The following is a 14,592-nucleotide window of genomic DNA, read 5'->3' as shown; positions in this document are numbered from 1 at the left end:
ACGACTCGGAAACGGCAGTCCCATGACACGCACGATCCTCCGCGCGGCCGCGGCCCTCTGCCTGCTCACCGCGTTGACTCCCGCAGCGCCCGCGCTGGGCGCGCCCGCCACAACCATCGGGGGGTACGCCGCCGGCACGCTCGCGGGGTCCGCCCTCGCCGACGACAAGCTGACCTTCGGTGTGCAGGCCGCGACGGCGAAGAAGCCGGATCAGCGCCCCTACCTGGCTTACAGCGCGACGCCCGGTGCCGGTGTCGCCGATTTCGTCGCGGTGCTCAACTACAGCGAGAAGCCGGTCGCGTTCAAGCTCTACGCCTCGGACGCCTTCAACACCGCGACCGGCGGTTTCGACCTGCTGGCGCGCTCGGAGACGCCGAAGGACGCCGGTTCCTGGATCAAGCTGGCCCGCAACGAGATCACGGTTCCCGCGCGCGGCACGGCGATCGTGCCCTTCTCGCTCGCGGTGCCGACGATCGTCACGCCCGGCGACCACGTCGGCGGCATCGTCGCCTCGGTCTCCACCCAGGTCAAGGACGCCTCCGGCAACGTGATCACGGTCGACCAGCGCACCGGCATCCGCGTCTACCTGCGGGTCGCGGGCGAGCTGAAGCCGGAGCTCAAGCTGGAGAACGTCTCGATGGACTACCTCGGCACGCTCAACCCGTTCGGCCGGGGCGGCCTGACGATCCGGTATACGGTCCGCAACGTCGGCAACGTCCGCCTCGCGGGCAAGCAGGCCGTCCGCCTCGGCAACCTCTTCGGCACCTCGCTGCGCCCCGGCGACAAGCCGCTGCCCGAGCTGCTGCCGGGCAACTCCTACGACGTGGTCGTGCCGGTCAAGGGCATCCTCCCGGCCCTGCGGACGAGCGCGACGATCACCGTCGATCCGGTGGCGATGCCCGGCGACAAGGACCCCAAGCTCTTCCCGGTGAGCGCCAAGGCGACCTTCTGGGCGATCCCGTGGACCCTGCTCGCACTGATCCTCGCGCTGCTCATCGCGCTCGGCGTCACCATCGTCGTGCGCCGGGGCAACCGCCGTGTCACGAAGCTGAAGGAGCGCACCGCATGACCAGGACGATTCTGCGGGTGCTGTTCGCCGCCGCGGTACTCGTGATCACCCTGCCGAGCCCCGCCTCCGCCGCGACGGTCGGCTCCCTCTACGTCGACCCCTTCGACGGCGTCGACACCAGCCGCAACAACGTGGTGACCTCGGGACCCTGCCCCGGCGGCACCAACATCATCACCCGGATGTTCGGGAAGGGCTTCCCGGCGGCAGGGCAGACCGTGCAGATCAACAGCCCGATCACGCAGTATTCGAAGACCTCGTCCGGCGGGCTCATCGTGCCGCTGCTCGACACCTTCCAGTCCTTCGCGGGCCGCCAGAACCCACCCGTACGCCTGACGGGGGAGTACGAACTCCGGGTCAGCTGTGTGCAACGGCTGCTGCCGGGCACGAGCCTCGGCGACTTCAGCGGGAGGGTGCGGTTCGGGTCGCCCACGGCGTACACCTTCCTGGGTGTGCGGCCCTCGCTGCCGCCGACGCCGGACCCGACCGCGACCGACGACGGCGCCGCGGCCCTGCCCGAGGTGCCGGTGGCGCCCGCGGCCTCGGGCGACCCGAAGCAGGCGGCCGGTGCGGCGATCAGCACGGCGAACGTATGGATCATCGTCATCGGCGTGACCGCGCTGGTGGCGCTGCTCGGCGGGGTAGTGCTCTACCGCCGCAAGCCGGGCGGGCTGACCTTTGACTAGGTGGAGCTACCTGCCCGGGCTCGCGCTGACGATCGTCGCCGCGCTGCTGCTGGGCTTTCTCGCCAACCTCGTCCTGATGGGCCGGTTGCAGCACGCCCGCGATCAGAAGGTCGCCTACGCCGACGTGCGCAAGGAGTTCGCCAACGCCACCGCCCCCGTTGGCCCGGTCGACGAGGGCGGCCGGCTGCTCGCGCTCGGCCGCCCGGTCGCGGTGCTGCAGATTCCGCAGCTCGGCCTGCGCGAGGTGGTCTTCGAGGGCACGACGGCCGGGGTGCTCGCCTCCGGCCCCGGCCACCGGCGTGACACGGTCCTGCCCGGCCAGTCGGGTACGAGCGTCATCATGGGCCGCCGCGCCGCCTTCGGCGGTCCCTTCGCGGACCTCACCGGACTGATCCGGGGCGATGTCTTCCAGGTCTACACGGGGCAGGGGCCGACGGCGCACGACTACCGGGTCCTCGGCGTCCGCTTCGCCGGTGATCCGGCGCCACCGGCACTCACCGCCGGTCAGGGGCGGCTGACCCTGCTCACCGCCGACGGACCCGCCTTCTTCCCGTCCGGCTTGGTCCGGGTCGACGCCGAGCTGATCAGCAGGGTCCAGCCGACGCCGCGCCGCGCGGTCACCCCGGCGATGCTGGCCGGCTCGGAGAAGGCGCTCGCGGGCGACCCCGACGAGTGGATCGGCATCGTCCTTTTCGGACAGGCGCTGCTGCTCATCGCCGGGGCGATGATGTGGGCCCGGATGCGCTGGGGCCGCCGGCAGGCCTGGCTGGCGGGCGCGCCGATCCTGATCGGCCTGGGCATCGCCGTCGCCGACCGGGCCGCCTACCTGCTCCCCAACCTGATGTGATGTCGAAGGGATGAGACCGTGACGATCGACGCGCTGCCGGTGGCGTTCACCGAGGGATCGACCCTGCCCGGCGGGCTCGAAGCCCGAGCCGTCTCCGCGTGGTTCGGCGAGCACAAGGTGCTCGACCGGGTCTGGCTGCAGATGCCGGCCGGGCGGGTCACCGCCCTGATCGGACCGTCGGGCTGCGGCAAGTCGACCTTCCTGCGCATCCTCAACCGGATGCACGAGCTGGTCGGATCGGCGAGCCTCGCGGGCGAGGTGCTCCTCGACGGCGAGGACATCTACGCCGCCCGCCGCCGCCTCACCGACGCGCGGCGGCAGATCGGGATGGTCTTCCAGAAGCCCAACCCGTTCCCGGCGATGTCGATCTACGACAACGTCGTGGCCGGTCTCAAGCTCACCGGCCTGCGCGCGGGCCGCGACCAGAAGGACGGCCTCGTGGAGGAGTGCCTCACCAAGGCGGGCCTCTGGAAGGAGGTCAAGGACCGGCTGCGCAAGCCCGGTGGCGCGCTCTCCGGCGGCCAGCAGCAGCGGCTCTGCATCGCCAGGTCGCTGGCGGTCCGGCCCCGGGTGCTGCTGATGGACGAGCCCTGCTCGGCGCTCGACCCGACCTCCACCCGGCGCATCGAGGAGACGATGGCGGAGCTGAAGGCCGAGGTCACCATCGTGATCGTGACCCACAACATGCAGCAGGCCGCCCGCGTCTCGGACCGCTGCGCGTTCTTCCTGGCCGAGCAGGGTACGCCCGGCTTCATCGTCGAGCACGGCCCGACGACGGAGATCTTCGACGCCCCCCGCGACTCCCGCACCGCCGACTACGTCAACGGCCGCTTCGGCTGAGCTGCTGCGGGTCGCGGGCTCGGTGGTAATCGCTCAAGATCGAGCTGTTTCCCGGAAACAAGCCCTACCGGCGCACTCCGAGGGGCCTGTTTCCGTGAAACAACACGATCTTGCGCGATATCGGGGAGGGGAGTCCCCTATGGAGGTCCAACTTCCAGCCAATAGCGGGGGCGGGCGTTACGCTACGGGGCGTGACGTTCTCTGCCGCTGACGGTAAGAAGCTGCTGACCACCAACTTCGCGCCGTGGGTGCAGGAGCTGGGCCTGGTCGTCGAGGAGATCGAGGCGCCCTCGGCGGTGCTGCGGTTGCCCTGGTCGGACCGGCTGACCCGGCACGGCGGCGCGATCAGCGGCCAGGCCCTGATGGCCGCCGCCGACACCGCGACGGTGCTCGCGATCTGCGCCGTCCGTGGTTCCTATGTGGACATGACCACGGTCCAGCTCGCGACGACCTTCCAGCGTCCGGTGATGGAGTCCGACGTGCTGATCACCGCCACGGTCAGCAAGGTCGGCCGCACGCTCGCCTTCGCCGACATCACGATGCATGCCGACGGCCGCCTCGCCGCCCATGCCACCACCGTCTACGCCCTGCTCGGCTAGCCCCGGCCTGCTCGCGCCGGCCCCATCCGCCCCGCCGCGCCGTGCTTCCGGCCCGGTCACGTTTTGCAGCAAAGCGTGGCCATCCTCGCGTCGGAGGCCACGCTTTGCTGCAAAACGTGACAGGTGGCTGGGCCGTGAGACCGAGATCGCCGCAACTCTTCAACAGTTGGTGCTCACGGGACGCCCATTGACAGATTTGAAACTGCTTCATAGCGTGAGGGGCTTAATCGGTTAAGCCCCTTACGAAAGGCAGTCATGAACCGTCATCGACGCCCCTCCACGATCGCAGCGATCGTGGCAGCGATGCTCGGCATCCTCGCGGTCCCGGCGGCACCGGCTCAGGCTGGCGGGGCGCACGGCTTCGTCACCCGCACCGGCACCCACCTCAAGCTCGGCAGCGAGGAGTTCCGCGTCGCCGGGAGCAACAACTACTACCTGATGTACAAGTCGCGCGCGATGGTCGACGACGTCTTCGCCGACGCCGCGGCGGCTGACTTCAACGTCATCCGCACCTGGGGCTGGCTCGACATCGGCAACGCCGACGGCAGCAACTCGATCGCGGGCAAGCAGGAGGGCGTCTACTTCCAGTACTGGAACGGCAGCTCGCCGGCGTACAACGATGGAGCGGACGGCCTGGAGCGCCTCGACTACGTCCTCTACGCCGCGCGCCGGGCGGGGGTGAAGCTCGTCATCCCCTTCACCAACAACTGGAGCGACTTCGGCGGCATGGACCAGTACGTACGCTGGCGCGGCGGCTCCCACCACGACGACTTCTACGCCGACCCCGTGATCAAGGGCTGGTACGCCGACTGGATCACCCACCTGCTCAACCGCGTCAACACCCTGACCGGCGTGAAGTACAAGGACGACCCGACCATCATGGCCTGGGAACTCGCCAACGAGCCGCGCTGCCAGGGCTCCGGCGTCTACCCGACCTCGGCGTCGTGCACGCCCGCCGTCACCACCGCCTGGGCCGACCAGCTGACCCGCCACGTCAAGTCGATCGACTCCAAGCACCTGGTCGGCGTCGGCGACGAGGGCTTCACCTGCGACAACCCCGGCACCGACGACTGGACCACCAACTGCGGCCCGGGCATGGACTACGAGGCGCTCACCCGGCTCCCGGCGGTCGACATCGCCTCGCTGCACCTCTACCCCGACGGCTGGGGCAAGACCCCGGCCTGGGGCACCGAGTGGATCACCTCGCACATCCAGAAGGCCCGCCGGCTCGGCAAGGCGGTCGTCGTCGGCGAGTTCGGCATCAAGGACAAGGCGCAGCGCAACGTCATCTACCGCGACTGGACCGAGGCGGTCCGCAAGGCCGGCGGCAACGGGTTCCTCTACTGGATCCTCTCCGGGGTGCAGGACGACGGCGCCCTCTACCCGGACTACGACGGATTCACCGTCTACTGCCCGAGCCCCGTCTGCCTCACCATCGGCAACGCCGGTGACGAATTGCGGCACGGCCAGTCCAGCCGCCCGCCCGTCGCCGACCACGACACGGCGGTCACCAAGTTCGACACCGCGGTGACGTTGACGCCGCTCGCCAACGACATCGCCTACCGCACCCATCTCCAACCCGCCACGCTCGCGGTCACCGGGGCGACCGGCGGCACCTTCGCCGTCGCGGCGAACGGCTCCGTCGCCTTCACCCCGACCAGCGGTTTCGTTGGCAAGGCTGTCGCGCACTACACGGTCCGGGATGCCGCGGGACGCACCTCCAACGTCGCCGACCTCGTCGTCACGGTCAAGCCCGATCCGACCGCCGCGATCGTCGTCGACTCCTTCGAGGCGGGCATCGGTTCCTGGGCGCCCGGCAACTGGCAGCAGAACGCGGGCACCCTCACCCCGACCACCGGCTTCCACACCCACGGCACGGCCGGACTGCATGTCGCGGCGGCGGACGGCGGCTGGTTCGGCACGACCTTCACCGAGCCGCTCAATCTCTCGGGCAAGACCTATCTGAAGTACGACGTGAGCGCCGGACCGGCGGCGGGAACGTCGTCGACGGTGGCCCTGCAGGTCGGACCCGGCTGGGCCTGGTGCCAGGGCAGCTGGACCTGGGTCAACCAGGGCACCGCCGCGACGCTGCAGATCGATCTCTTCAACGACGTGTCGTGCACCCAGGCGGACCTGGCCGAGGTGCACGGGCTGCTCATCTACATCAGCCCCGGCGACTTCGACGTGGATTACATCCGCGCCGAGTAGCCGAGATCGTGATCGCGCTGTTTCCGGGGAACAACGGCCTCCCCACCGACGGGAACGCCAGGTTTGCGGGAAACAGCGCGATCATGCTTCGGCGTACCCGCTGAGGGGTTATTCGGGGACGCGGCGGTAGGCGCCGTCGCTGGCCGAGGTGGTCATGGAGGCGTAAGCGCGCAGCGCTGCGCTGACGACCCGCTCGCGATCCACCGGGGTGTAGGGCTTGTCGCGCTTCTCCTGCGCGATCCGCCGGGCCTCCAGCTCCTCGGGGGAGACCTGCAGCACGATGGAGCGCTTCGGGATGTCGATGGCGATCAGGTCGCCCTCCTCGACGAGCGCGATGAGCCCGCCACCGGCCGCCTCGGGGGAGACGTGCCCGATGGAGAGGCCCGAGGTGCCGCCGGAGAAGCGGCCGTCGGTGATGAGCGCGCAGAGCTTGCCGAGGCCGCGTCCCTTGAGGAACGACGTGGGGTAGAGCATCTCCTGCATGCCCGGCCCGCCCTTGGGGCCCTCGTAGCGGATGACCACCACGTCACCGGCGACGATCTTGCCGGCGAGGATGCCCTCGACCGCGGTGTCCTGCGACTCGAAGACCTTCGCGGGGCCGGTGAAGACGAGGTTGTCGTCGCTGACGCCGGCGGTCTTGACCACGCAGCCGTCCTCGGCGAGGTTGCCGTGCAGCACGGCGAGCCCGCCGTCGGCGGAGTAGGCGTGGGCGACGTCGCGGATGCAGCCCTCGGCACCGTCGAGGTCCAGTGTGGACCAGCGGTTCTCGGTGGAGAAGGGCTGCGTCGTGCGGACACCGCCGGGCGCGGCGTGGAAGAGCTCGGCCGCCTCCGGCAGGGACCGGCCGCTGCGCACGTCCCAGTCCGCGAGCCACGACGTGAGGTCGGGGGAGTGGATGGAGTGCACGTCGCGGTGCAGCAGGCCGCCGCGGTCGAGCTCGCCGAGCAGGGCGGGGATGCCGCCGGCCCGGTGCACGTCCTCCATGTGGTATTTCGGCGAGTTGGGCGCGACCTTCGCCAGGCACGGCACCTTGCGCGAGATCGCGTCGATGTCGGAGACGGTGAAGTCGAGCTCCGCCTCGCGGGCGGCGGCGAGCAGGTGCAGCACGGTGTTGGTGGAGCCGCCCATCGCGACATCGAGCGCGACCGCGTTGGCGAAGGCCTCGCGGGAGGCGATCGCCCGGGGCAGCACGGATGCGTCATCGCCCTCGTAGTAGCGCTTGCACAGGTCCACGATGATCGTGCCCGCGCGCTCGAAGAGCTGCTTGCGGGCGGCGTGCGTCGCGAGCGTGGAGCCGTTGCCGGGCAGGGCCAGGCCGATCGCCTCGGTGAGGCAGTTCATCGAGTTGGCGGTGAACATGCCCGAACACGAGCCGCAGGTCGGGCAGGCCGACCGCTCGATCTCGCCGAGCTTGGCGTCGGAGACGCTCTCGTCGGAGGCGGCGATCATCGCGTCGATCAGGTCGAGCTTCGCGTGCACGACGCCGTCGACCGCGATGGTCTTGCCGGCCTCCATCGGGCCGCCGGAGACGAAGACCGTGGGGATGTTGAGGCGCAGCGCGGCGAGCAGCATGCCCGGCGTGATCTTGTCGCAGTTGGAGATGCAGACGAGCGCGTCGGCGCAGTGCGCGTTGACCATGTACTCGACGGCGTCGGCGATGAGCTCGCGGCTCGGCAGGGAGTAGAGCATGCCGCCGTGGCCCATCGCGATGCCGTCGTCGACGGCGATCGTGTTGAACTCGCGGCCGATCCCGCCCGCCTCGAAAATCGACTCCGCCACGAGCCCGCCCAGGTCTTTGAGGTGCACGTGACCAGGCACGAACTGGGTGAAGCTGTTGGCGATCGCGATGATCGGCTTACCGAAGTCGTTGTCGGTCATGCCGGTCGCGCGCCACAGCGCGCGGGCCCCGGCCATCGTCCGACCGTGAGTGGAGGTCCTCGATCGCAGCTCAGGCATGTGCCAAGTCTGCCACCGCCCGGTGAAAACCCTGCATCAGACAGGCGCCACGTCCACTGCTCGGGACTAAGGTGATCGGACCTCGTGTGATTGAACTGTCAGCTAACTGTCTCTGACTTGTTGTCCGAGATCGCACTTCGTGTCCGCAAACGATCTCCCTGGTAGGGCAAAGTGTTCAACGTGCTCCTCCCCTCGGGACTCGCTATCGCCGCAACGGTGAGTGGTGTTGTCGCGCTACCCAGCGCCTGGTCCCTCTGGTGGGCGGTCCGCGCCAGTGGCCGGTCCTCCCGCGGTCCCCGGCTGCTCGCAGTCGGAGTCGTGGTGGCCCTGGCCGGACCGCTCCTCGGACTCCTCGTCGCGGCCGGTCGGCCGTCGGGCTGGGACGACGACGCCCACCTGCGCATGTTCGTCGCCGGGCCGATCGCGCTGAGCGTCCTGGCGAGCCTGCCGCTGTTCGCCATCGGCCTGCTCAACCTGCCCGGCGTCGGCGACGCTCCCGGCACCAAGCCCCGCCACCTCATCGACGGGCTGACCGGCGGCATGGCGATCTTCATCGCCTCGTGGGTCCTGCTGATCCATCCCGCGCCGATGTTCCAGAGCCCGCCCGCGCCGCCGGGATGCTGGCCGGTCGCGTTCGCGAGTGCCGCGACACCGCTGCTGGTCGGCCTGACTCTCGTCCTCTTCTTCCGGGTTCCGGCGCCGCGTGGGCCGATCCGCCGGGCCTCCGTCGCGATCGCGGTCATCGCGCTCGCCGACGCCGGGCTCGCCGCCGGAATCTGCTACGGCGAGCTGTGGGCCGTCGTCGCGGGTGGCATCGGGCTGCCGCTCGGCGTCGGGCTGCTCGCCTTCCGGCCGCGGTTCCGGGAGCGCCCGGCCGAGGTGAGCCTGCCGACGCCCGGCTCGGGCCTCGCCACCGGTCTCGCGCCGGTGCTCGCGATCCTGGCGGCCGTGGCCTACCAGGCGGGCAATGAGGGCAGCCTCGACCTGCCGACGATCGCCGCGGGCATGATCACCGGTCTGCTGCTGGTGAGCCGGCAGTACCTGGGCTTCATCGACATCAAGCGCTATGCCGACCGGCTGGAGGAGAGCGAGCGCCACTTCCGGGAGCTCGCGCACACCGACCCGCTCACCGGCCTCGCCAACCGCCGCGGCCTGCTGCGCACCCTCTACGAGGACGCTGTGGGCGGGCCGCCGTGCACGCTGCTCGCGATCGACCTCGACGGGTTCAAGAACATCAACGACATGCGCGGCCACGATGTCGGCGACGACGTCCTGGTGGAGGTCGCGCACCGGCTGCGGGCCAACGTGCGCCCCGGCGACCTCGCGGCCCGGCTCGGCGGCGACGAGTTCGCGGTGCTGATGTGGGCCCGCCCGCCGGAGTCGCAGGCGATCGCGGACCGGCTGCTCGGCGTGCTCTCCAAGCCCTACCAGGCCCGCCAGGGCGAGGTCTTCCTCACCGCCAGCCTCGGCCTCGCCGGGTGCGCGTCCGCGAGCGACGTGCCGCAGCTCATGCGCAACGCCGACCTGGCACTGCGCTTCGCCAAGCAGCGGGGCAAGAGCCGGGTCGAGGAGTACGACGAGGCATACGACACCTGGCTGCGGCGGCGGACCGATGTCGAGCACGAGCTGCGCGGTGCCATCGAGCGCGACGAGCTGACCCTCGTCTTCCAGCCGGTGGTCGCCTTCCCGCTGGTGCGCCCGGTCGGCGCGGAGGCGCTGCTGCGCTGGCACAACCGCACCCTCGGCAAGATCAACCCGGACGAGTTCATCCCGATCGCCGAGGAGACCGGCCTCATCGAGCAGCTCGGCACCTGGGTGCTGCACCAGGCCTGCCGGCAGCTCGGCGCCTGGCTCCAGGAGGGCCACGACGTCTGGGTCTCCGTCAACGTATCGCCACGGGAGCTGCACCCCCAGGAGTACGTGACGCGCGTCGCGGAGATCCTGCGCGCCCATCGCGTACCGGCGTCGCGGCTGGTCCTCGAGGTCACCGAGCAGGCCGTGGCGGAAGACCTCGACGAGCTGAAGGCCCGTCTCGTCGCGCTGCGAGCCATGGGTACGCGGATCGCGCTCGACGACTTCGGCGCCGGTTACTCCTCGCTGGGCCAGCTCCGGCACCTGCCGGTCGACATCCTCAAGATCGACCACGCCCTCGTCGCCGAGCCGGCCGTCAACTCCCAGGGCCACGTCGGCCCGATGGTCGACGTCGTCGTCCGCCTCGGTCAGCGGCTCGGCCTGGAGGTCATCGCCGAGGGCATCGGCGACCCCGCGCAGCGGGCGACGGTGGAGCGGGCCGGGTGCCACCTCGGGCAGGGGAGCCTCTTCGGCTGGGGCGTCCCGGCCGAGCACTTCGAGGCGATGCTCGCGGCGTGCCCGCCCGGTCGTGGCCTGGACGCAGTGCCCCGAGCTGCGATCAAGACTCCGCCGTCTCAAACAGTGAGAGAAGTTGACTCAGCGCGTGAGATGCGCAAGGCTTAGGAACATGTCGACCCGGCTTCACCGAGTACTTACCTGAGCGCACTCTCCGCAGTTGAGAGTGCGCTGGCCCCGTGCATCCTGCACGAGGGCTTTTTTATTGTCCTGATGAAGCCGCCACACCGGGAGGCGTGACCCAACAATGACCAGGCCCACACCCGAGACGCTCGCACAGCGCTCGCCAGCCCACCGACCCGCCACAGCTGCGGCTACCACGCCTCAGGCCGCACCGATTCCGGTGACCGGCGCTCAGAGCCTGGTCAAGTCGCTGGAGGCTCTCGGCGTAGACGTGATGTTCGGCATTCCGGGTGGCGCGATCCTCCCGGCCTACGACCCGATCTTCGATTCGACCGTCCGCCACATCCTGGTCCGCCACGAGCAGGGCGCCGGCCACGCCGCGACCGGTTACGCACAGGCGACCGGCCGGGTCGGTGTGTGCCTCGCCACCTCCGGTCCGGGTGCGACCAACCTCGTCACGCCGATCGCCGACGCCTACATGGACTCGGTCCCGCTCGTCGCCATCACCGGCCAGGTGCCCCGGCCGTCGATCGGCACGGACGCCTTCCAGGAGGCGGACATCCAGGGCATCACCCTGCCGATCACGAAGCACAACTACCTGGTGCAGACGCCGGAGGAGATCCCGCGCATCCTGGCCGAGGCCTTCCACCTCGCCGGCACCGGGCGTCCCGGGCCGGTGCTCGTCGACATCCCCAAGGACGTGCTGACCGCGCAGACGACCTTCTCCTGGCCGCCGACGCTGGAGCTGCCGGGCTACCGGCCCACGCTGCACCCGCACGGCAAGCAGATCCGCGAGGCCGCCCGGCTGATCACCGCCGCGAAGCGCCCGGTGCTCTATGTCGGCGGCGGCGTGCTGAAGGCCGGTGCGACCGAGGCGCTCAAGCAGCTCGCCGAGCTGACCGGAGCGCCCGTCGTCACCACGCTGATGGCCCTCGGCGCCTTCCCCGACTCGCACCCGCAGCACCTCGGGATGCCCGGCATGCACGGCACGGTCGCCGCGGTCTACGGGCTGCAGAAGGCGGACCTGATCGTGGCGCTCGGCGCCCGCTTCGACGACCGGGTGACCGGCAAGCTCGAGTCCTTCGCCCCCGAGGCGCAGATCGTCCACGCCGACATCGACCCGGCCGAGATCGGCAAGAACCGCGCGGCCGACGTGCCGATCGTCGGCGACGCCAAGCACGTCATCGAGGAGCTGGTGACCGCGCTCGCCGCCTTCGACGACACTGCCCGCGCCCGCCTCGCCGAGTGGTGGTCCCAGCTCGACGAGCTGCGCACGACCTACCCGCTGGGCTGGGACGAGTCGGCCGACGGCACCCTCTCCCCGCATTACGTGATCTCGCGGATCGGCGCGATCGCCGGTCCCGACTCGATCTATGTCGCGGGCGTCGGCCAGCACCAGATGTGGGCGAGCCAGTTCATCAAGTTCGAGAAGCCCAACACCTGGCTCAACTCGGGCGGGCTCGGCACGATGGGCTACGCGGTGCCGGCCGCGATGGGCGCCAAGGTCGGCCGGCCCGACACGGTGGTCTGGGCGATCGACGGCGACGGCTGTTTCCAGATGACCAACCAGGAGCTCGCCACCTGCGCCCTGGAGGGCATCCCGATCAAGGTCGCGATCATCAACAACGGCAACCTGGGCATGGTCCGGCAGTGGCAGACGCTCTTCTACCAGGAGCGCTACTCCAACACCGACCTGGGTACGCACAAGCACCGCATCCCCGACTTCGTCAAGCTCGCCGAGGCGCTGGGCTGCGTGGGCATGCGCTGCGAGTCGGCCGCCGACGTCGACGGCGTGATCGAGGCGGCGATGGCGATCAACGACGCCCCGGTGGTCGTCGAGTTCGTCGTCGGCCCGGACGCGATGGTGTGGCCGATGGTCGCTGCCGGGACGAGCAACGACGAGATCATGTTCGCGCGCAACGTGCGCCCGATCTTTGACGAGGATGACCTGTGATGGCGAAGCACACCCTGTCTGTCCTGGTGGAGAACAAGCCGGGTGTCCTGGCCCGGGTCTCGGGACTCTTCTCCCGGCGCGGCTTCAACATAGATTCGCTGGCGGTGGGCGAGACCGAGCACCCCGAGGTGTCGCGCATCACGATCGTCGTCAACGCCGACGATCAGCCACTGGAGCAGGTGACCAAGCAGCTCAACAAGCTGATCAACGTACTGAAGATCGTCGAGCTGGAGCAGAGCGCGGCGGTGCAGCGCGAGTTGCTGCTGGTCAAGGTGCGTGCCGATCGGGCGATCCGGTCGCAGGTGCTGGAGACCGTGCAGCTCTTCCGCGCTCGCGTCGTCGACGTGGCACCGGACGCCCTGACGATCGAGGCCACGGGTACGCCGGAGAAGCTGGACGCGCTGATCCGCGATCTGGAGCCTTACGGCATCAAGGAGATGGTGCAGTCGGGCATGGTCGCGATCGGTCGAGGCTCCCGCTCCATCACCGCCGTCCCGGCCCTCCGGGTTGCCGCCTAGTTTCCACATCCTGGGACAGTTTATCCCAGGGTGCGGTAGCCCCTACGTATATTCGCCAGACTTACCGGCGTGGCCCCGCGCCGCCTTGTTGGAAGGAAAGATGAAGTGACCGAGGTTTACTACGACGACGACGCCGACCTTTCGGTGATCGCGGGCCGCAAGGTCGCGGTGATCGGTTATGGCAGCCAGGGGCACGCGCACGCGCTGAGCCTGCGGGACTCCGGCGTCGACGTGCGGGTCGGTCTGCCCGAGGGCTCGAAGAGCCGGCCCAAGGCCGCCGAGCAGGGCCTGCGGGTCGTCACCCCCTTCGAGGCGGCGGCTGAGGCCGACGTCATCATGATCCTCGCGCCGGACACCGCACAGCGGAAGATCTACGCCGAGTCGATCGAGCCCAACCTGACCGCCGGCAAGGCGCTCTTCTTCGGGCACGGTCTCAACATCCGCTTCGAGCTCATCAAGCCGCCGGCCGATGTCGACGTGGCGATGGTCGCGCCGAAGGGCCCGGGTCACCTGGTGCGCCGGCAGTATGTCGACGGCAAGGGCGTGCCCGCCCTCGTCGCCGTCGAGCAGGACGCCACCGGTGGCGCCCTCGCCCTGGCCCTGTCCTACGCGAAGGCGATCGGCGGCACCCGCGCGGGTGTCATCCGGACCACCTTCAAGGAGGAGACGGAGACCGACCTCTTCGGCGAGCAGGCCGTCCTCTGCGGCGGCGCCGCGGCGCTGGTCCAGACCGGTTTCGAGGTGCTGACCGAGGCGGGTTACACCCCCGAGGTCGCCTACTTCGAGTGCCTGCACGAGCTGAAGCTCATCGTCGACCTCATGTACGAGGGCGGCATCGCCCGCATGCGCTACAGCGTCTCCGACACCGCCGAATACGGCGATGTCACCCGCGGCCCCCGCGTCATCGACGCCCGGGTCAAGGACGAGATGCGCAAGATCCTGTCGGAGATCCAGTCCGGCGAATTCGCTCGTGAGTGGATCGCCGAGGACGACGCGGGCCGCCCCAACTTCACCAAGCTGCAGCAGCAGGGCGAGGACCACCCGATCGAGCAGGTGGGCCGTCAGCTGCGGGGCATGATGAGCTGGGTCGACCGGCCGATCACCGAAACCGCCTGATTCCTCTCCTCCCATAGAAAACGCCTGATCCGCTGACAACGGCGGTCAGGTTCGCCGGGCCGTGCCGGGGTGACCCCCCGCGCACGGCCCGGCTCTGTATGGAGGCCGTCGCTCGCCGCCTCGCGCCAAGGCCGCACCGGGCGTCGCCGGGCGCCTCGCCGGTCACCGGATGACGGCTCGATCGTGCTGCAGAGCGTGCCCATCTCACGGGGCGAGGGCACGCTTCGCAGCACGACGTGACCCCGGGCGGAGGGGGCCTGAGCACCTGCAACAACGAGTCGATCAACCTTGCGCGTTGGGTGCGATGACCAG

The 14,592-nt window shown here is 69.9% G+C and carries 11 protein-coding genes; 10 read left to right on the top strand and 1 reads right to left on the bottom strand.

The genetic code is table 11. The features are described from left to right. The first annotated feature begins 22 nt into the window (after positions 1–22). The 6 genes from F4553_RS16235 (at position 23) to F4553_RS16210 (ending at position 6,246) form a co-directional block, all read left to right on the top strand. Positions 23–1,069: a WxL protein peptidoglycan domain-containing protein gene (locus F4553_RS16235; RefSeq protein WP_184836903.1), complete on the top strand. Its 1,047-nt coding sequence runs from the start codon at positions 23–25 to the stop codon at positions 1,067–1,069. Continuing rightward, positions 1,066–1,752, top strand: coding sequence for an LPXTG cell wall anchor domain-containing protein (locus F4553_RS16230; protein WP_184836901.1), 687 nt, complete (start codon positions 1,066–1,068; stop codon positions 1,750–1,752). Before F4553_RS16235 ends, F4553_RS16230 begins: the two co-directional genes overlap by 4 nt. After that, a complete protein-coding gene (locus F4553_RS16225) occupies positions 1,745–2,599 on the top strand; it encodes a sortase domain-containing protein (protein ID WP_221469914.1) in 855 nt (284 codons plus the stop codon). The genes F4553_RS16230 and F4553_RS16225 overlap by 8 nt, the downstream gene beginning before the upstream one ends. 18 nt (positions 2,600–2,617) lie before the next feature. Then, complete coding sequence (locus tag F4553_RS16220) at positions 2,618–3,439, top strand: phosphate ABC transporter ATP-binding protein (protein ID WP_446680428.1); 822 nt, start codon at positions 2,618–2,620, stop codon at positions 3,437–3,439. Positions 3,440–3,630: 191 nt separating this feature from the next. Beyond that, entirely contained in the window at positions 3,631–4,038 is a 408-nt protein-coding gene (locus tag F4553_RS16215) for a PaaI family thioesterase (RefSeq protein ID WP_184836899.1), read from the top strand. A 255-nt stretch (positions 4,039–4,293) separates the two neighbouring features. Beyond that, on the top strand, positions 4,294–6,246 hold the full coding sequence (locus F4553_RS16210; RefSeq protein WP_184836897.1) for a cellulase family glycosylhydrolase: 1,953 nt from the start codon (positions 4,294–4,296) through the stop codon (positions 6,244–6,246). Positions 6,247–6,354: 108 nt separating this feature from the next. Here the strand turns inward: F4553_RS16210 and ilvD are convergent, their stop codons facing one another. Next, positions 6,355–8,202: a dihydroxy-acid dehydratase gene (ilvD, locus tag F4553_RS16205; protein ID WP_184836895.1), complete on the bottom strand. Its 1,848-nt coding sequence runs from the start codon at positions 8,200–8,202 to the stop codon at positions 6,355–6,357. A gap of 216 nt (positions 8,203–8,418) precedes the next feature. Between ilvD and F4553_RS41015 the strand changes: the two genes are divergently transcribed. The 4 genes from F4553_RS41015 to ilvC all read left to right on the top strand — a co-directional run bounded on the left by F4553_RS41015 (position 8,419) and on the right by ilvC (position 14,280). Then, the gene (locus F4553_RS41015) at positions 8,419–10,677 is read left to right on the top strand and encodes a putative bifunctional diguanylate cyclase/phosphodiesterase (protein WP_312875231.1); all 2,259 of its coding nucleotides are present in this window, start codon (positions 8,419–8,421) and stop codon (positions 10,675–10,677) included. A gap of 139 nt (positions 10,678–10,816) precedes the next feature. Next, on the top strand, positions 10,817–12,646 hold the full coding sequence (locus tag F4553_RS16195) for an acetolactate synthase large subunit (protein ID WP_184836891.1): 1,830 nt from the start codon (positions 10,817–10,819) through the stop codon (positions 12,644–12,646). After that, on the top strand, positions 12,646–13,164 hold the full coding sequence (gene ilvN, locus F4553_RS16190) for an acetolactate synthase small subunit (RefSeq protein WP_184836889.1): 519 nt from the start codon (positions 12,646–12,648) through the stop codon (positions 13,162–13,164). Before F4553_RS16195 ends, ilvN begins: the two co-directional genes overlap by 1 nt. A gap of 105 nt (positions 13,165–13,269) precedes the next feature. Next, entirely contained in the window at positions 13,270–14,280 is a 1,011-nt protein-coding gene (gene ilvC, locus F4553_RS16185; protein ID WP_184836878.1) for a ketol-acid reductoisomerase, read from the top strand. The last annotated feature ends 312 nt before the right edge of the window (positions 14,281–14,592 follow it).

The organism is Allocatelliglobosispora scoriae (genome assembly GCF_014204945.1).
Classification (GTDB): domain Bacteria; phylum Actinomycetota; class Actinomycetes; order Mycobacteriales; family Micromonosporaceae; genus Allocatelliglobosispora; species Allocatelliglobosispora scoriae.
This window is presented reverse-complemented; position numbering and strand designations above follow the sequence as displayed.